General features: G+C 32.4%; 18 protein-coding genes. 15 read left to right on the top strand and 3 right to left on the bottom strand.

Annotated elements, in window-relative coordinates:
• Positions 1-134: 134 nt before the first annotated feature.
• The 8 genes from DK441_RS04545 to DK441_RS04510 all read left to right on the top strand — a co-directional run bounded on the left by DK441_RS04545 (position 135) and on the right by DK441_RS04510 (position 7,979).
• Positions 135-680, top strand: a complete 546-nt coding sequence (locus DK441_RS04545) for a nucleotide exchange factor GrpE (RefSeq protein ID WP_025667708.1) — start codon at positions 135-137, stop codon at positions 678-680.
• A 6-nt stretch (positions 681-686) separates the two neighbouring features.
• Positions 687-1,796, top strand: coding sequence for a molecular chaperone DnaJ (dnaJ, locus tag DK441_RS04540; protein WP_109097694.1), 1,110 nt, complete (start codon positions 687-689; stop codon positions 1,794-1,796).
• A 319-nt stretch (positions 1,797-2,115) separates the two neighbouring features.
• Positions 2,116-3,045: an ABC transporter ATP-binding protein gene (locus DK441_RS04535; protein ID WP_109097693.1), complete on the top strand. Its 930-nt coding sequence runs from the start codon at positions 2,116-2,118 to the stop codon at positions 3,043-3,045.
• Positions 3,038-4,336 (top strand): ABC transporter permease, encoded by a 1,299-nt coding sequence (locus tag DK441_RS04530; RefSeq protein WP_109097692.1) that lies wholly within the window; start codon positions 3,038-3,040, stop codon positions 4,334-4,336. The genes DK441_RS04535 and DK441_RS04530 overlap by 8 nt, the downstream gene beginning before the upstream one ends.
• A gap of 4 nt (positions 4,337-4,340) precedes the next feature.
• Positions 4,341-5,243, top strand: coding sequence for a mechanosensitive ion channel family protein (locus DK441_RS04525; protein ID WP_370444300.1), 903 nt, complete (start codon positions 4,341-4,343; stop codon positions 5,241-5,243).
• Between the two features lie 38 nt (positions 5,244-5,281).
• On the top strand, positions 5,282-6,178 hold the full coding sequence (locus DK441_RS04520; protein WP_074408759.1) for a DUF6268 family outer membrane beta-barrel protein: 897 nt from the start codon (positions 5,282-5,284) through the stop codon (positions 6,176-6,178).
• Complete coding sequence (locus DK441_RS04515; RefSeq protein ID WP_109097691.1) at positions 6,178-7,341, top strand: sigma-54 dependent transcriptional regulator; 1,164 nt, start codon at positions 6,178-6,180, stop codon at positions 7,339-7,341. The genes DK441_RS04520 and DK441_RS04515 overlap by 1 nt, the downstream gene beginning before the upstream one ends.
• 116 nt (positions 7,342-7,457) lie before the next feature.
• Entirely contained in the window at positions 7,458-7,979 is a 522-nt protein-coding gene (locus tag DK441_RS04510) for a hypothetical protein (protein ID WP_160111951.1), read from the top strand.
• Positions 7,980-8,079: 100 nt separating this feature from the next.
• Here DK441_RS04510 and DK441_RS04505 read toward each other — a convergent pair whose 3' ends face one another.
• Positions 8,080-9,324 carry a hypothetical protein gene (locus tag DK441_RS04505; RefSeq protein WP_109097689.1) on the bottom strand — a complete coding sequence of 415 codons (1,245 nt, stop codon included), beginning with the start codon at positions 9,322-9,324 and terminating at the stop codon, positions 8,080-8,082.
• Positions 9,311-10,030: a class I SAM-dependent methyltransferase gene (locus DK441_RS04500; protein WP_109097688.1), complete on the bottom strand. Its 720-nt coding sequence runs from the start codon at positions 10,028-10,030 to the stop codon at positions 9,311-9,313. The genes DK441_RS04505 and DK441_RS04500 overlap by 14 nt, the downstream gene beginning before the upstream one ends.
• Positions 10,031-10,447: 417 nt before the next feature.
• Here DK441_RS04500 and DK441_RS04495 point away from each other — a divergent pair, with 417 nt between their 5' ends.
• The 7 genes from DK441_RS04495 (at position 10,448) to DK441_RS04465 (ending at position 17,315) form a co-directional block, all read left to right on the top strand.
• Positions 10,448-11,326, top strand: coding sequence for a PPK2 family polyphosphate kinase (locus tag DK441_RS04495; protein ID WP_109097687.1), 879 nt, complete (start codon positions 10,448-10,450; stop codon positions 11,324-11,326).
• 19 nt (positions 11,327-11,345) lie between these two features.
• The gene (locus DK441_RS04490; RefSeq protein WP_109097686.1) at positions 11,346-12,734 is read left to right on the top strand and encodes a M20/M25/M40 family metallo-hydrolase; all 1,389 of its coding nucleotides are present in this window, start codon (positions 11,346-11,348) and stop codon (positions 12,732-12,734) included.
• Between the two features lie 204 nt (positions 12,735-12,938).
• Positions 12,939-14,309, top strand: coding sequence for an MATE family efflux transporter (locus DK441_RS04485; RefSeq protein WP_109097685.1), 1,371 nt, complete (start codon positions 12,939-12,941; stop codon positions 14,307-14,309).
• 150 nt (positions 14,310-14,459) lie between these two features.
• Positions 14,460-15,545 (top strand): OmpA family protein, encoded by a 1,086-nt coding sequence (locus tag DK441_RS04480; protein WP_109097684.1) that lies wholly within the window; start codon positions 14,460-14,462, stop codon positions 15,543-15,545.
• 74 nt (positions 15,546-15,619) lie between these two features.
• Complete coding sequence (locus DK441_RS04475) at positions 15,620-15,847, top strand: hypothetical protein (RefSeq protein WP_074408749.1); 228 nt, start codon at positions 15,620-15,622, stop codon at positions 15,845-15,847.
• 22 nt (positions 15,848-15,869) lie between these two features.
• Entirely contained in the window at positions 15,870-16,454 is a 585-nt protein-coding gene (locus tag DK441_RS04470) for a phosphatase PAP2 family protein (RefSeq protein ID WP_109097683.1), read from the top strand.
• A 372-nt stretch (positions 16,455-16,826) separates the two neighbouring features.
• Complete coding sequence (locus DK441_RS04465) at positions 16,827-17,315, top strand: energy transducer TonB (RefSeq protein WP_109097682.1); 489 nt, start codon at positions 16,827-16,829, stop codon at positions 17,313-17,315.
• A 131-nt stretch (positions 17,316-17,446) separates the two neighbouring features.
• On the opposite strand, the gene DK441_RS04460 is transcribed toward DK441_RS04465, so the two are convergent.
• Complete coding sequence (locus tag DK441_RS04460) at positions 17,447-19,693, bottom strand: transglycosylase domain-containing protein (protein WP_109098011.1); 2,247 nt, start codon at positions 19,691-19,693, stop codon at positions 17,447-17,449.
• Positions 19,694-19,699: the final 6 nt, after the last annotated feature.

The following is a 19,699-nucleotide window of genomic DNA, read 5'->3' as shown; positions in this document are numbered from 1 at the left end:
TGTCAAAATTATTTTTTTATAGAAGGAATACTCTTAAATATATACTAAAAAATCCTGTGACATTATGACATTAATTCAAAAATGGCAGTACTTTTGCTGATTCAAAATGAAAACGTATAAAAGGTACGAGTTACATGAGTAAGAAAAATAAAAACACTGAAGATGTAAAAGATCAAGTAGAAGAAGTACTTGATGCTCCTGTTGAAGAGACAGAGAAAGAAGAGGTAGTAGATGCAGAAACACTGCTAAAAGAAGAACTTGAAAAGGAAAAAGATAAGTTTTTAAGACTTTTTGCCGAGTTTGAAAATTATAAAAAAAGAACCTCTAAAGAGCGTTTAGAATTGTTTAAAACTGCAAGTCAGGATGTTATACAGTCGATGTTACCTGTATTAGATGATTTTGATCGTGCATTGAAAGAAATTGAGAAATCAGAAGATACAGCGCTTATTGAAGGCGTAGAGCTAATCCATAACAAACTGAAGGAAACTTTAAAAAGTAAAGGTTTATCTGAAGTAGAAGTATCTGCGGGAGATGTTTTTAATGCTGATGATCATGAGGCAATTACCCAAATACCTGCTCCAAATGATGATCTAAAAGGAAAGATTGTAGACGTTATAGAAAAAGGATATAAGTTGGGAGAGAAAGTGATTCGTTTTCCAAAAGTTGTGACTGGTCAATAAGAAATTATGAAGGAAGATTTTTATGACATATTAGGTGTTAGCAAAAATGCTACAGGAGCTGAAATAAAAAAAGCGTATCGTAAGAAAGCTATAGAATACCACCCCGATAAAAACCCGGGGGATAAGACTGCCGAAGAAAAGTTTAAAAAGGCTGCAGAGGCCTATGAAATTTTGAGTGATCCTGATAAAAAGGCACGTTATGATCAGTATGGGCACCAGGCTTTTGAAGGCGGTGGCTTTGGTGGTGGCGGAATGAATATGGATGACATATTTAGTCAGTTTGGTGATATTTTTGGCGGTGGATTTGGTGGCTTTAGCGGTTTTGGCGGTGGAGGCGGAAGACAACGCAGAGCTAAAGGAAGTAACCTTCGTATTCGTGTTAGACTTACATTAGAGGAAATCGCAAATGGTGTTGAAAAGAAGATTAAGGTAAAACGAAAAATTCAAGCACCAGGTACCACCTATAAGACATGTAGTACATGTAATGGAGCAGGACAAGTAACCAGAATTACTAATACTATATTAGGGAGAATGCAAACGTCTTCTCCGTGCCCTGCCTGTGGAGGAGCTGGTCAGACAATAGATCATAGGCCTGCCGATGCAGATGCTCAAGGTTTAAAAGCTATAGAAGAAACAGTAAGCATAAAAATACCCGCAGGAGTAGAAGATGGGATGCAGCTTAAAGTTGCAGGAAAAGGTAATGAAGCTTCTGGTAATGGAATCGCAGGAGATCTTTTGGTCGCTATAGAAGAGCAGGAACATCCCGAATTACAGAGAGAAGGAAATAATTTACACTATGATTTATACATTAGTTTTTCTGAAGCTGTTTTAGGAGCATCCAGAGAAATTGATACCGTATCCGGTAAAGTGAGAATTAAGATAGAAGACGGAGTGCAAAGCGGTAAGATTTTGCGGTTGAGAGGAAAAGGAATTCCAAGTCTTAATGGTTACGGAAAAGGAGATCTTTTGGTACATGTTAATGTATGGACACCAAAAGCCCTGAGCAAAGAACAACGAGAATTTTTTGAAAAAATGGCTAAAGATGATCATTTTAGACCTAGCCCCGATAGTGGGGATAAGTCATTTTTTGAAAAAGTAAAAGATATGTTTTCTTAATAAAATTATGTGATTCGACCTACTTTGGATCATTATAATTCTATTAACGTTTGATTAAGAAAAATTCGTATATTTGAGACATCACTAGCGCATTTAGTGATAATTTTTCTTTTTCATAGCAATTTTTTTCCCATCCTTAATACTTGTATTCAGGGTGGGTTTTGTTTTTAGAATTATGTACTTGCATAATTCAGGCTAAAAAAAAGAGACCAAATTTATTGCTATTTTATCTGATTAATCATTAACATAATTAGCATAAGTTTTTAAGTTTTCGTATCATTCGGGTTTCATATTAAACTACAATCATATTTTACTATCTATGGCTAATCTTTTAGAGGTACAACAAGCCACTAAACAATTTGGAAACTTTACTGCATTGCAAGATGTATCAATCCAGGTACCTAAAGGAAGTATATTTGGATTACTTGGACCTAATGGAGCTGGCAAAACCACACTAATTAGAATCATTAATCAAATCACTTTGCCTGATAAAGGAAGTGTATATCTGGATAATGAACTGTTAAAACCACAGCATATTAGAGATATTGGTTATCTGCCAGAAGAAAGAGGCTTGTATAAATCTATGAAAGTAGGTGAGCAAGCATTGTATTTAGCTCAACTTAAAGGGCTTAGTAAAACCGAAGCCAAAGAACGTTTGACATATTGGTTTGATAAATTTGATATTTCGCATTGGTGGAACAAAAAAATACAAGAGCTCTCTAAAGGAATGGCACAAAAGGTACAGTTTATTGTTACTGTACTTCATAAACCTAAATTGCTAATTTTTGATGAACCCTTTAGCGGTTTTGATCCTATAAATGCTAATGTTATTAAAGATGAAATTCTACAACTACGGGATGAAGGAGCAACAGTCATATTTTCTACTCACCGAATGGAAAGTGTAGAAGAATTATGTGATCATATTGCCCTAATAAATAAGTCTAAAAAAATATTAGAAGGCAAGGTAACCGATATAAAGAGAGCCTATAAGTCTAATACATTTGAAGTAGGTGTTTTAACCGAAAATAACACCGATTTATATACCACATTGCAAGGCAAATTTGATGTAACCCCTGCAGATTTTAAAACAATTGATGATCAATTGAAAATGAAAATAACTTTAGATAATAATACATCCTCGAATGAATTATTACAGTATTTATCAGATAAAGGCCAAGTAATGAGATTTAATGAAGTGATCCCAGGAGTTAACGAGATATTTATTAAAACCATTACAGAGAATGAGTAATCTAAAATTAATTATCAAAAGAGAATTTATAGCTCGAGTTCGGAACAAGACCTTTGTAATGATGACCTTTTTAAGTCCTCTGATCATGGTAGGTATGATTTCTTTGATTGCCTGGCTTGCAACTTTGAACAATGATGAAATTCGTAAAGTAGCATTCTATGATGAAACAGGATTGTTTAGTACAGATTTTAAAGATTCTGGTGATGTTGACTATATAGATTATAGTCATCTAACTTTAAACGATGCAAAAGATTCTGTTGTTATTAAAAAACTTGATGGACTATTGTATGTGCCAAAGAAAAACTCTAATAGTGAACTTGCCAAATCAATACAGTTTTATGCAGATGAAGCACCAAGCATTTCAATACTTAATAGAATTGAAAAAATTATAGCCAATAAGTTAACCAACCAAAATTTTGAAGAAAAAGGGTTGGATCTGGATGCGATAGAGAACTCAAAAGCCAAAGTGAATATTTTAATAGAAAACTTTTCTGGAGAGAAAACATCAAAGATGTCTAGTTATATAAAAATGATTTTTGGTGGTGTAGCGGGGTATTTCTTAATGATGTTTATTATCATTTATGGTAATATGGTAATGCGATCTGTTATTGAAGAAAAATCTAATCGAATTATAGAAATTATCATTTCTTCTGTAAAACCATTACAGCTTATGATGGGTAAAATTCTGGGAACTTCTTTCGCAGGGATTCTTCAGTTTCTCATCTGGGTGATTTTGGGCGGAGTGTTACTTGCTGTAGTATCTTCGGTTTTTGGGATAGATCCGCAACCTGTAGGTATAGATCAATCGATAGCTATGCAAGGAGATAGTCAGCAAGAAATACAACTAATACTTCAGGATATCATGAAACTTCCATTAGGAACTTTAGTGCTGTCTTTTTTTATTTATTTTATAGGAGGATACTTTTTGTACAGTTCGATTTATGCTGCTATAGGTGCAGCTGTAGATAGTGAAACCGATTCGCAACAATTTATGTTACCTATTATCTTGCCACTAATGCTTGGGATTTATGTAGGGTTCTTTTCTGTAATAGAAAATCCTCATGGTACAGTATCTACAATATTTTCTATGATTCCTTTAACTTCTCCAATAGTGATGTTAATGCGTATACCTTTTGGGGTACCCTGGTGGGAAGTATTGATTTCTATGCTTCTATTAGTAGGAAGTATTATCTTTATCACATGGCTGGCAGGAAAAATATATAGGGTAGGAATACTTATGTATGGTAAAAAACCAAGCTATAAGGAGTTATTTAAGTGGATGAAATATTAACGCTATGATGCAGGAAGAAATTACAGAACAAGTAAAAGAGCAGGTAAAAGAAGTTATTCCTAAAAATATTTGGGATACCCTGCAAGAATTTTTTAGCTATGAAATTTTTCATTTCGGAACAGACGAACATCCTTTTGTACTTACTGTAGGTTTATTATTTTTTGTACTACTGGTTTTTGTTATTACTTCGGTTATCTTAAAACTTACAAAGAGGGTTTTTACCCGTAAAATGCAGAGCCAGGATAAACTTAAGTTTGAATCGGTATTCTCATTTTCGAAATACTTTATTTATCTCATTGTTATCTTTTTTGCTTTAGATAGTATTGGATTTAATATCACAGCCATATTTGCTGCTTCTGCCGCATTATTAGTTGGTGTAGGTCTTGCATTGCAAACTTTTATTCAGGATATTTTATCCGGGATATTTATTTTTATAGATCAAACGGTACATGTAGGCGATATTATAGAATTAGATGGTAAAGTAGGACGAGTAGAAGAAATAAAATTAAGAACGACTAGAGCAGTAACCATAGATAATAAAGTTTTAATTATCCCTAATCATAAATATATGTCCTCGTCCTTATATAACTGGACTCAAAACGGGACAGTAACCAGAGAATCTGTCTCTGTGGGCGTTGCTTATGGTAGTGACACACAATTGGTGAAAGAATTACTGATTAAGGCAGCATCTTCTAATTCAAATGTGCTAAAAGACCCACCTCCAATGGTTTTATTTACAGATTTTGCAGATAGCTCATTAAATTTTAAAGTAATTTTTACTATTGATGATAGTTTTCAATCGGGAGTTCCTAAAAGTGAGATTAGATTTGAAATAGATCGTTTGTTTAGAGAACATAAGATTAATATTCCTTTCCCACAACGTGAAGTTACCATTATAAAAGAATGAAAAAAAACGGATAAAAAAGCATAACATACGCCCCATAAATGAGAAAGAGCCTGATTTTTATATGCATACTACTTTATAGCTTAAACGGTATACGTTGTCAAAGTACTGATTTAGCAAGAATCGAATATACATATATCCCACAAGCCGATAGTGATAATGTTTATAGTCGGTTTAGAATTTCGGCTAATTATCCTATTAAAATGGATGATAAAGGAACTTACCTGGTAATCGGTGCACAATATAGATTTAATAACATAGAGATAGATGACGAGTTAGGGTTTGATGATCAGGGAGACTTAAATAGTTTTCATACTGCAGCTATAGAGTTGGGGTATACATTTAAGATGAAAAATAATTGGAGGTTTGGTACTAAATTCGGAGTTGGAATTTCATCTAATTTTGAAGGGTCTGGTGTAGAAAGAGATGATTTTAGATATAGAGGGTCTTTGTATTTTGTAAAGACGTATAAAAATGTACAAGAACCAAAAACGGCTCGTTTAATTGTAGGAGTGCAGTATACTAATCCCGCTAGTCTTAATTTCCCACTTCCTATCATTAATTATTATAAAAGATTTCATCAAAGTTGGTCGTATGCTATTGGGACTCCTAAAACAAATATTAAATATTTTTTTAGTGAAAAAAGTACACTCCAGGCTTTTGTGGGGTTCGATCGTTTTTATGGTAATTTGCGAAATAACAAAGCATATGTAGATGAGAACGGAGAAACAAAAGTAATAGAAAATGTATCGATGTTTAATGTTATGGGAGCATTGGGATATGAATATTATTTTACGGAACACTTATTGTTTTACACATATGCAGGATATACATTAAGTAATGAAATTCGTTTGCGAGATGGTAATCAAGAAAATGTATTAGCAATCAATGATAAAAATACATTCTATTTTCGTGGCGGAATAAAATTAAAAATATAATGGCAAAAATATTAGTAATCGAGGACGAAGCAGCAATCCGTAGGGTTCTTGTGAAAATTTTATCTGAAGAAAATAATAAATACGAAGTCTTTGAAGCCGAAGACGGACTTTCTGGTATAGAAAAAATCAAAGCAGAAGATTATGATCTTGTACTTTGTGATATCAAAATGCCAAAAATGGATGGGGTAGAAGTACTAGAGGCTATAAAAAAGATAAAACCCGAAATTCCTATTGTCATGATTTCTGGTCATGGAGATCTGGATACTGCTGTAAATACAATGAGGTTAGGTGCTTTTGATTATATTTCTAAACCGCCAGATCTTAACCGTTTACTCAATACAGTACGTAATGCTTTGGATCGTAAGGAACTGGTCGTAGAGAATAAAATGCTTAAGAAAAAAGTCTCCAAAAATTATGAGATGATTGGAGAATCAAAAGCTATTTCTGATATCAAGAATATCATCGAAAAAGTTGCTGCAACAGATGCAAGAGTTTTAATTACCGGCCCTAATGGTACAGGTAAGGAATTAGTCGCGCACTGGATTCATCAAAAAAGCGATCGCTCAAAAGGACCAATGATAGAAGTAAACTGTGCAGCAATACCTGGGGAATTAATAGAAAGTGAACTTTTTGGACATGTAAAAGGAGCTTTTACATCGGCAAATAAAGATCGTGCCGGTAAGTTTGAAGCTGCTAATGGAGGAACCATATTTCTTGATGAAATAGGAGATATGAGCCTTTCTGCACAAGCAAAAGTACTTAGAGCACTACAGGAAAATAAAATACAAAGAGTAGGTAGCGATAAAGATATCAAAGTAGATGTACGTGTAGTTGCTGCTACAAATAAAGATTTAAAGAAAGAAATAGCAGAAAATAAATTTAGAGAGGATCTCTATCACAGATTGGCAGTGATTTTGGTAAAAGTTCCGGCATTAAATGATAGAAGAGATGATATTCCTTTATTGATAGAGTATTTTGCTAAAAAAATATCGGGAGAACAAGGATCACCTATTAAAACGTTTTCTGCCAAAGCCATAAAACAATTACAGCAATATGATTGGACAGGTAATATTAGAGAACTACGCAATGTGGTCGAACGTTTAATTATTCTTGGAGGTAACGAAGTAAGTGAAGAAGATGTAAAACTATTTGCTACTAAGTAATTATTAATCTTTATCCTTTTGTATAGTTATAGCAATCGATTATATTTTTTGATGAAAACAATTGTTGTAATTAATGCACCTTATATTACGACCAATTCTAGTATATGCCCAAAATAATGAGAAGAATTTTAGTGTTGACTTCGTTGTTATGTATACCTTATATGTCTTCTGCTCAATATGATCCGGGAGCAACTAATTATGGGTTTGCAGCGGCAAAAAGCTTTGGGCTCGAAAATGAATTAGCATTAGGAGTCAGAATAGAATATGCTTTTAATTGTTACACTACCTTTTTAGGAGAATACAATCGTTCATTTACTATAGGCGCTGATCAAGAATATGAAGGATACAATGAACTGGGAATTGGAGTAAATTTAATTTTATTTAATTGGTACCCTACTACAATAACAGCCGGAATAGGATATGTAGGTAATGATTCAAGCGAATTTGAAGCAATTGAAAAGGATGCTTTTCTGGGGTTTAGAACAGGAAGTTTTAATCATGGAGCACAAATTAAAATAAGGGCATTACATCAGATTTCTATACCTGTACATATTTTTGCAGAACTTAATGTTAAGAGTTTAGGACGTAGATATGATACGTTTATGGTTGGATTTAGCTATGATTTTTATGCTAGGTAGATTTATATTTTGTAAAAAAAATACTGCCACATAAGAGTTTTATTAGATCCAGTTAAGGCTATTAAAATGTAATATCAAATCAGGTTATTTTTTAAAACCCCTATGTAATTACCAATGTTGTAGATTGATTACTGGTAGTGTCAATTATTCTAACATAGTGCTCTTTACTGATGCGAACAGAGTCACTAATTATATCAATTTTAAATCGTTTACCGCTATATTCTATTATTTTCCTCCAGGTTTTTCCAAAATCAACGGATAACATGATTAAACTTTTTATCTTATCGCTACTCTTAAACCTAATATTTGCCCATATTTCAGGGTTTGAATTTGTATGCTTTCTAACAATAATACGTTGAAATGTTCCTCTTCTATATGGGTTTGGTATAACTTTAGCATTAAACTTTTTCATGTCTTCTGTACTTATCAAATAATTTGTACCACCATTATAATCTGTTCCGAATAAAATAGAATTTCCTACCTCTGTAATTCCTGTATATCCACCTTTTTGAATATGAAATTTATGTACTTTCTTCCAACCAGAATTAGATAATTTAGAAATATGGTTAAATTGAGTTTTGGAATTATTTATCCAAATTCCTTTTTTATTATCTCCTTCAGTTAATACCAAACCTTTATATAGATTGACCCATTTTAATATATGTACATGCTTATTTATCCCAGCTTTCTTTAAAAAATCTATTTTATACCAACTATTACCATGATCAGAAGAGTGGTAAATATAACCAACAAATTTCCATTTGTTTTTTACCATAATATTAGCATATTCTCCTAAGAATAGCTCACCATTTGGATTTTCAGTAATAGCATCCTGACGAAAATAGCTTTTAGATGTTGATAATTTAAGAACTCTAGTAAAAGTAATTCCTTTATTTATGGATTTGTACAATATTCCTTGTACGCAAACAAAAATATTATCAGAACTATCAATAAATAAACCTTCAAGATTATTACTAAAAGTAAAACATTTTATAAGTTCATTTTTTGATGAAAGTCTATATAAAGTGGCTTTGTCTTCATATAAACATCCCCAAAGAATATTTGATTTACATTTAAAAACAATGTGCCAATTATTTGTACAGGTATATAACTTTGTATTTAATAAATTTATATAAACACTATTAATATCTTTAAGGTAGAGTAAAGGTTTTTTTTCTAAAAACTGTATGATTTCATTTTTATCATATAATGATAAACAATATTTAAATTCCCAAATTACAAAAGAAATAAGTTCAACTATTTTATTTGATCGATAAATATCGATTAAAAAATGAAAAATGTATACTATCTTATTTTTTTTTGCCCAATATTTATTTGCTATCATCACAAGTTTTTTTTTGTCCAATAAAAAGGCTTAGCCAAGCAAAATTTCTTAAACACTTAACTTTTAATAGATGATCATCGATTTTAGAAAAAAAAGAGAATTTTTTTTTGAATGGCTTGATGTAAGCTAATGGTGATAATAAATAAAATACATTAAAACTTGAGTTGTCAAATTGTTTTTTGGTATTAGTAAATTCTTTTATTGTGAAATGATTCCAAGGATAAGATTGAAACTTGAAATTTGTTAATTTTAAAAATACCCTACCAACCCTTGTTATTGGATTATTTTTTAAGTTTTCAATTAATATAATACTGCCATCTTTTTTCAATATTCTATTACATTCTTTAAGAAATAATGGATGATCAACATATTGAAGAACACTATGAGAATATATAATGTCAAAGGAATTATCTTTAAAAGGAAGTTTGTCCTCGAATTTGTAACAAAGAAAATTGATATGAGGAAATTCGAGTTTAGCTTTTGTAATTCGTTCTAAACTACTATCTAACCCTGTTACTTTATAGCCATATTTGTTAAATATAAAAGATTGTTTGCCATAACCACATCCAAAATCTAATAGAGAATTGTAATTTTTCTTTGTGAATAAATAATCAGAAATTATCGGAATTATTGGTTGCAGATAGGTTTTACCATGCCAAGATTCTGTGTAATGATTCCAAATGGTATTTAAATTATTTTCTTTCATTCAACTTACTCTTAATAAATTTAAGAAAAATAATAAAGTAATAAATGAGCAATTTAAAAACAGGAGGTATTTTTGTAAACGGATAAACTTCAATTATAATTAAGATTATATCTTGAAGATATCTTTAAATTTACAAATTATTATACAATTTATTCATCTGTATATCTTAAAAAAAGAACAAATTTTATTGAGATAAAGTGAAAAATTGTTAAGAGAATATTTTTTTTAAATGTTGTTAATTAACTATATATGATTTTCATGAATGATAATGTAGAATCAATATTGAGAAACACATGGTAAAACGTTAGATTCTATCAATTCTCTATGGGTAGAGTAAATTAATGTAGGATAGGACTAAACTATTTTCCTACAAACCCAAAACTTTAGTATCTTTCGGGTGATAACACAAATCATAGTATGAAGAAGATCAATCATAGAGATTTTATGGTGTCTAATACCATAAAATTATCCAAAATCCCAACCACCTTTGACCTTAATGAGAGCGAGAAAAAAATTGAGGCAGCACTCGAAGAAACACGTGAGAAATTAGGAAAGCTTCAGGATACTTTATACGCCCATGGCAAGTATGCTGTACTGGTTTGTCTTCAGGGTATGGATACTGCAGGTAAGGATAGTTTGATTAGAGAAGTATTTAAAGATTTCAATACTCGTGGTATTATCGTTCACAGCTTTAAGGTGCCTACAGCGTTAGAACTAGGTCATGACTATTTATGGAGACACTATATCGCTTTGCCACAACGAGGAAAGTTTGGAGTCTTCAATAGAACACATTACGAAAATGTTTTGGTAACACGAGTACATCCAGAATATATAATGGGAGAAAATATACCTCATATCAATACAGTCGAAGATATTAATGATGCATTTTGGGAGCAACGCTTTGAACAAATTAGAAATTTTGAAAAACATATTGCCGAAAATGGTACTTTGATTTATAAATTTTATTTGCATCTATCAAAAGAAGAACAGAAGAACAGGTTACTTCGCAGACTAGAGAAGAAAGAAAAAAACTGGAAGTTTTCTGCAGGAGATCTAAAAGAACGTAAACTTTGGGATCAATATCAGGATTGTTATCAGGATGCCATAAATAGAACTTCTTTACCACACGCTCCATGGTATGTGATTCCGGCAGATAATAAACCCGTAGCACGATATATTGTAGCAAAAACTTTATATACAACATTAAAAGAATATGATGATATACAAGAACCAGAATTAGATAACAAAACAAAAGCCAATCTGGATTTGTATAAACAAGAATTAGAGAACGAATAAAAAAGGTTAAGAAAATACTATGGTAAGAACTATAATCCCCATCATTTTTGCAATTTTATCACTTAATAGCTTTGCACAAAATGAAGCAAAAGAAGATTCTACTACATTAAAAAAGATATATGATACCTCACTACTTGATGGTAAAAGTTATGCATGGCTGGATTACCTCTCTAATCAGATCGGGGGGAGACTTTCGGGTTCTGTAAATGCTCAACTAGCTGTAGAATGGGGAGAAAGAGAGTTAAAAAAACTAGGCTTGGATAAAGTATGGTTACAACCAGTAATGGTACCAAAATGGACTCGTGGTGTAACAGAATTTGCCTATATCGAAACAGAACCAGGCATAACGACCAATGTGCCAATTTGTGCATTAGGAGGTTCTGTACCAACACCAATAGGAGGTATTAAAGCGCCTATTGTAGAAGTTAAAGGATTAGAAGAACTCAAAAAACTAGGCACTGCTCAGATTGAAGGGAAAATAGTGTTTTTTAACAGGCCTATGCAAGCAGATCTTATCGAAACATTTAGAGCTTACGGAGGGTGTGTAGATCAACGATATTCTGGAGCAGCAGAAGCAGCTAAGTTTGGCGCTGTAGGAGTACTTGTTCGTTCTATGAACCTTAGGCTTGATGATTTTCCTCATACAGGATCAATGAGTTATGGTGACCTGAAAGATATAGATAAAATTCCTGCTGCAGCAATAAGTACTAATGGGGCAGATTTGTTAAGCTCTATGTTAACATTAAATCCTAAAATTAAATTTCATGTTAATATGAACTGCCGCACCTGGAAAGATGTGCAATCATATAATGTGATTGCTGAAATTACAGGAAGTGAATTTCCTAAAGAATATATGGTAGTCGGTGGGCATTTAGATTCTTGGGATCTGGGCGATGGTTCTCATGATGATGGAGCAGGAATAGTACAGTCTATGGAAGTGTTGAGACTATTTAAAAAAATAGGATATAAACCTAAACGATCTATTCGCGTAGTATTATTTATGAACGAAGAGAACGGATTACGAGGTGGTAAAAAATATGCAAAAGTAGCTAAAGATAAAGGCGAAAATCATGTTTTTGCTTTAGAAAGTGACGCCGGAGGATTTACCCCCAGAGGCTTCTCGTTTGATTGTAATGATGCTAATTTTGCCCAGGTACAAGGCTGGAAACCTCTTTTCGAACCCTATCTGATACATTCTTTCACTCAAGGTGGAAGCGGTGCCGATATTGGGCCACTTAAAAAAGATGGAATTGTACTTGCAGGATTACGACCTGATTCACAGCGTTATTTTGATTATCATCATGCAAAGAATGATACTTTTGATGCGGTTAATAAACGAGAACTCGAATTAGGTGCTGCTACAATGACCAGTTTGATGTATCTTTTTGATAAGTATGGAACGAAATAATATTTTCGTTGGGTTCTTGTCAATAATGAAATAACTTGCGGTTATGATAAACCACCAACTCCAGTTTATTTTACATTAACTTTTTTAGAACTAGTAATTTTCAGAATATTTAACGATTAGAAAAAAATAAATAACGTTAAATATACGATAAGAATCATTTAGTTTATTTCGGTTCTAATACCTTTGCGTCTTCAAAATTGTAAAATGCTACAACAATACACCAAAGAATTTCGATATAATCTAAAGTTGGCTACACCAGTAATGTTGGGTATGTTGGGACATACTTTTGTAGGCTTAGTCGATAATATTATGGTGGGACAGTTAGGTACGGCAGAGTTGGCAGCTGTATCTCTGGGTAATAGTTTTATGTTTATAGCAATGTCTTTGGGGATAGGGTTTTCTACTGCAATAACACCATTGGTGGCAGAGGCAGATGGAGAAAATAATTTTGCTAGTGGTAAATCTGCATTTAAACATGGGTTATTTCTATGTACTACATTAGGAATTGCATTATTTTTGTTGATACTCGTAGCAAAACCATTGATGTATTTAATGAAACAACCTCCAGAGGTGGTTGAATTGGCAATACCATATCTGGATCTGGTCGCTTTTTCTTTGATTCCGTTAGTGAGTTTTCAGGCATTAAAGCAATTTTCAGATGGATTGTCTATGACCAAGTATCCTATGTATGCAACTTTGGTTGCTAATTTGGTAAATATCGCTTTGAATTATGTATTGATTTTCGGGAAATTTGGTTTTCCGCAAATGGGAATAGTAGGAGCAGCCGTCGGAACATTAGCTTCGAGGTTTGTAATGGTTATCTTTTTATGGGTTTTTCTAAAAAATAAAGAAAAATCTACCTCATATGTTACTCATATCAAGTTTTTCTCACTAGAGAGAAAAATGATAAATAGAATAATAGCCTTAGGATTTCCTTCTGCATTACAAATGTTTTTTGAAGTGGCAATTTTTACTGCTGCGATATGGTTATCAGGTATTTTAGGTAAAAACTCTCAGGCAGCTAATCAAATTGCATTAAACCTATCTTCTATGACGTTTATGATAGCTATGGGATTAAGTGTGGCTGCAATGGTACGTGTAGGTAATCAAAAAGGACTTCAGCGTTTTGTAGAACTAAGAAGAATAGCAATTTCAATATTTCTGCTCACCTTTTTATTAGCAGTTGTGTTTGCTTTATTATTTATTCTGTTTAACGATTTACTACCCCGAATATATCTTGATATAGAAGATACAGAAAATATAGCAGATAATACCGAGGTGATTACCATTGCAGCAAAGCTATTAGTTATCGCTGCATTATTTCAAATTTCAGATGGGATACAAGTTACTGTATTAGGAGCCTTAAGAGGTCTGCAAGATGTTAAAATTCCTACTTTAATTACGTTTATTGCCTATTGGGTAGTAGGATTTCCTATTAGCTATTATTTAGGATTATATACCGAATATAAAAGTTCAGGAATTTGGATTGGATTGCTGGCAGGCCTTTCTGTTTCTGCATTACTTCTATATCTTAGATTTAATGCTTTGACCAAAGGTTTAATTCATAAGAATTAAAATTATAATCTCTTTTTTGCCTGTTAAATCAAGGGTTTAGAAGTGATTTTTTAAATAAAAATAAAGACCAAATACCATTTTCATACTTATTACGTTTATTTGGTATTAACGAATAATTAACTATCTTTCCAAAAAAAGAGAATACAAAATATGAGAGTCCCAAATTCTAGATTTTGTCTACTGCTTGTAACGCTTACCATATTGGTTACACAGAGTAGTATAAGTCAAAACTTTGTTCATAGTAAAAATCAAAACCTTATTCCCAACCCTAGTTTCGAAGCTACAAATTCAGCTATTTCACGACTAGATATGGAGATGCAAAACTTTGGAATTGTTAAGGATTGGAAAGCTACAATTAACTCTCCGGATGCTTATCACCCTAGATTGGCTGATATTAGATTTATTCATAAATCGCCAAATTTTTTAAAGCAGTTTGGAACACAGGAGCCTAGAACAGGAGAAGGTAAAGTAGGAATGTATATTGCTGGTGGCCCTTATAAAGAAGGAGTAACAGCCAAATTAAAACAACCATTATCCAAGGGAAAATATTACTATTTTCATATGTATGTCTCTTTAGGAGAAGGTATCTCGAATTCCTGTACTTCATCTATTGGATCATATTTTACTGCCAGAAGGCCAAAAATAACGACTACCTCTAGATTTCCTTTAAATATAGAATCTTCCAAAATGGTATGTAATACCAAGGGATGGACTAAAGTTTGTGGAGTATATAGAGCAAAAGGAACAGAAAAATATATTTCTTTAGGATATTTCTCAGATAGCCCAAAAGGAAAATCTGTAAAAGGAGGAGGGTTTGACACAGCCTACTATTTTGTAGATGATGTCTTACTAATGGAAATGAAAAATACCAAAAACCTAACATCTAGCCAGGTGTGTGATATGGCTCTTGATTTTTCACCTGTAGAGTTCCTGGTAGGCGAAAGTGAAGCATACAAAGAAATTAAAGAGGCATTGGATTCTTATATTCAATATGTAACTATATTTAAAGTAAACAAAGTTAAAATTATTGGCCATGCAGATGATGCCGGTTCATCTTTTGAAAACGAAATCATGTCTGCAATGAGAGCAAGTAATGTGAAAAAATATTTTGTTGAGCAAGGTATAGACGAATCTTTAATCGAAATAGTAGGGGCTGGAGATACTATGCCCGTTGTTACTGCAGATTCTAATTTGGATCCAGAATCAAACAACAGAGTAGAAATTAAAATTGAATAGTAGTTCCCTAATAATTTTCTGATTTCCTTAAAAAAGATAGTACCTTTGAAACTTTGTAATTTTAAGTATTCATTATGGACTTCCCCAAATTCTTACTAGGCGATAATACTGATTATCCAGATGCTATTTTTGTAATTCATACCGAGTTTCCGAGATGTATTATCAATCTGGAAAATGATGAAATAGAATGGCTTGAAGAGTTTGATAAAAATGATGAAAAAGAATTGTTAGAGGAAACAGAAAATCTTTTTAAAACTGCTAACGATTTTTATGATCGTGAAATAGAACGTTACGACGAATAAAAATAGATAAACGACCATAACAATGGAAGATCTCATACAATTAGATAAAGAACTTTTTTTATACCTCAATAACCTAGGTTCATCTGCATGGGATGGATTTTGGTTATTTATGACAGAGAAATTGTACCAAATCCCTCTGTATTTAGTATTACTGATTTTTTTCTATAAATATTTTGGAATTAGAGGTACCATCATTACTTTGATTATTGTAGCACTACTTATCACTGCTACCGATCAACTATCAAATTTATTTAAAAATGTGTTGTTTATGCGACCACGGCCATGTAGAGCAGATGGTGTAGCAGAGTTTACACGTTTTATTGCAGAACGATGTGGACGACATGGATATTTTTCTGGTCATGCGGCTAGCTCAATGGCGTTAGCTTTTTTTACAGGATTAGCCTTACGAAAACACCTAAAGTATATCTTTCCATTTATGGTGATCTGGTCTATTGTGGTAAGCTATAGTAGAATATATATTGGTGTACACTACCCGGGAGATATAGTTACTGGTATGGCAATAGGTATTTTATTAGGAGTTGGAGCATTTAAGCTACATACATTTCTGGTAAAGAAATACGGAAACATAACAGTTGATAACGAATAATTTATAATTCTCCCTCTGTTTTTGAAAAGTAAAGACTATCCAAGGTCTTATGGCTAAATATATTGTAATGCGAATGTTATTTATAGGCATAACACAGGTTATAAGGCATTATCTTGTTTAAAAAACTGAAACCACAAAAAAAGCTAATCACATCCTTCCGTTCATGCTTATCAGATTTGTGCTGGTAAGTTATTATAGATTCATAAATTATTACTAGAATATATCATATTATAATTTCACTGGAAACAGGGTGATACAAGAGGTATATGCAATTTATTTTTGAGAACCATTCTAGAAAAAAATATCTAAAAAAATAGATAAAGATTGTAAAACTCCTAAAAGAAATATATTCTTTATAAAAAATGATAATTTATGAAAAAATCGTTCGCACTTATATTTATGTTATTCCCTTTGTTTTTTGGATATTCACAGGGTATTATGATATTAGATGAAAAAGATACTATCATGCCAGATAAAGATATTCATGTAGAAAAAGGGGATGTGCCTTTTGCAGTTATACAAGAGGTACCTGTATTTCCTGGTTGTGAAAAATCAGATAGTAATTCTGCAAAAAAGAAATGTATGAGCGATATGATTAAAAATTTTGTTCATTCTAAGTTCAATGAAAAACTTGTTAGTGAATTTGGTCATTCAGGGATAAATAGGATTTATGTACGATTCAAGATTGATAAATCTGGTACTGTTGTAGATATTCGTGCAAGAGGACCGCATCCGGATTTAGAAAAAGAAGCAGAAAGGGTTTGTGGTTTATTGCCTAAAATGATCCCTGGAAAACAAAGAGGAAAACCATTTGGTGTATTGTATTCATTTCCTATTCTTTTGGAAGGAAAGAAAAAATGATAAAAAATTTGATGATTTAACCATAGAAATACAATAAAAGTAGAAATGTATGTTGATATACATTTAGATATTTTGATTTCATGAGTTATTACTATCAAAATAAAATAGCAAAATAATCTGCTCCTTTATTATCAAGAACTTTTCCCAAACCTCTTCTTTTTCTTCTTTTTGCCAAAAAGACGCTTAAAGAAATTATCTCTTTTTTCGGGTTTACAATCCAAATCCTTTAAAACTTCCTTTGCACTTTCTTCGAATTTACTTTTTGTAATAGGATCAAATGTACTATCAAGATTCATCTTTTGATACAATTTGGCAAAAACTGGTAGCGCAGTATTGGCTCCCTGTCCTAAAGATGTAGTCTTAAAACCAATATTATAGTTGTCATTTCCTACCCAGGTGATCGTTACTAAATTTGGAGTGATCCCTACAAACCAACCATCTTTATTGTCTTGGGTGGTTCCTGTTTTACCCGCAATATCATTTTTGAGCTTGTAGGTGGCTCTTAGTCTGGTTGCAGTACCTTGCTCTACTGTTGATTTCATCATTTCCAGAAGTACTTGTCGTGTGTAATCGCTATATGCAGGTATCTCTGCTATTTCAGGCTCAAAAGAGGCAATAAGATTACCGTTCTTATCTTCAATTCTCGAAATATAATAAGGCTTCACACTTTTACCTTCATTTACATAACTTGCATAAGCTCCTGCCAATTCTTTTAATTTAATACCATCTGTACCCAGTGCCATTGCAGGTTCTTCAGAAAGTATAGCAGTGACTCCTAGTTTTTTTACCTGATCTACAACTTTAGGAATCCCTACTTTATTGAGCACCTTTACTGCAATAGTATTAACAGAGTTACTAAGCGCTTTTTCTAGTGTAAAATTAAGATATGGATCATTTTGTTCTGATGCATTTTTAGGGGTCCAGTTGTCTAAATTTGTATAGGTGATCTCTTTTGTCGAGAAATAAGAACAAGGTTTCATGCCATTTTCTATAGCAGTGGTATACACAAAAGGTTTAAAAGTAGATCCAACTTGTCTTTCGCTTTGCGAAACATGGTCATATTTAAAATAACGATAATCAATCCCTCCCAAATATGCTTGTACTGCACCTGTTGTTGGTTCGATAGCAATCATTCCGGTATTCAGAAATTTCAAATAATGTTGTATACTATCCAGAGAAGATATTTTTTTGGTAATGTTGCCGCTCCACTCAAATAGTTCTATGTCTTTCTTTGCAGAAAGAGAGTCTTCAATTTGTGCTTCTGTCAACCCTTTTTCCTTGTATATCGTATAGATTTTAAGGCTTTTGATCGCATTCTTAACAAGATCTTTATCGGTCTTCCAGGGAGCAGCACTACCAAAAGATTTTTCATAATCGTTTTGTAATACTTGCATATGTTCTTTCATAGCTTCTTCTGCCAAAATCTGCATTTTGTAATCGAGTGTAGTGTGTACAATCAAACCATCATTATAGATGTCATAAGTACTGCTGTCTGGCTTTTTATGCTTTTCTAAGATGTTGATTAATTCTTTTTTTACTTCTTCTCTGAAATAAGGTGCCAATCCAAGATCGTGATTAAAATATTGATAATCCATGATGATGGGCTGACTCATAGTTTGATTTGATCGATGAGCACTTAGGTACTCATATTTAGTCATTTGTTGAAGTACAACATCTCTTCTTAACTGACTTCTTTCAGGAAACAGTCTTGGATTATAACTATGGTTGGCTTTAAGTGTCCCAACCAGTGTGGCAGCTTCAGAGAGTGTTAATTGAGGAGTAGATTTATTAAAGAATTTCTGGGCTGCACTTTCAATTCCATAAGTATTATCCGGAAACGGAACAGTATTAAAATATAATGTGAGAATCTCTTTTTTTGAATATATATCTTCTATTCTTTTGGCAACAAAAGATTCTTTCAATTTATTGATTACTGTACTAAATAATTTATATTTTTTTCTTCCGAAGAGATTTTTTGCCAATTGTAAAGTTATGGTACTACCTCCTCCCGAAGATTTATCCCGAAGTAAAATGGTCTTAAAAAATACGCGTAACAGACTTGTATTATCTACACCATCATGCTCATAAAAACGTACATCTTCTGTAGCTACTAGTGCATCTATAAGATGCTGAGGTAAATCTTCGTATGATATGGGTTGTCTGTCATAGATATAGTATTTACCAATCATGTGACCATCTTTATCGAGTACTTGAGTGGCCTCGGCCTGTTTTAAAGAGCTTAATTCTTCTTTATCAGGTAATTTACCCCAAAAGCCAAAATAGATACTGGCATAAAAGCAAATGCTGAAGAAAATGAACCCACCAATAGCATAGAATAGCCATTTTATCCATTTTTTTTTAAATATTGTCTTTATCATAATCAT

The sequence above is a fragment of the Aquimarina sp. AU58 genome, assembly GCF_900312745.1.
Lineage (GTDB): Bacteria > Bacteroidota > Bacteroidia > Flavobacteriales > Flavobacteriaceae > Aquimarina > Aquimarina spinulae.
The sequence above is the reverse complement of the archived record's forward strand: the minus strand, read 5'-3'. Positions and strand labels throughout refer to the sequence as shown.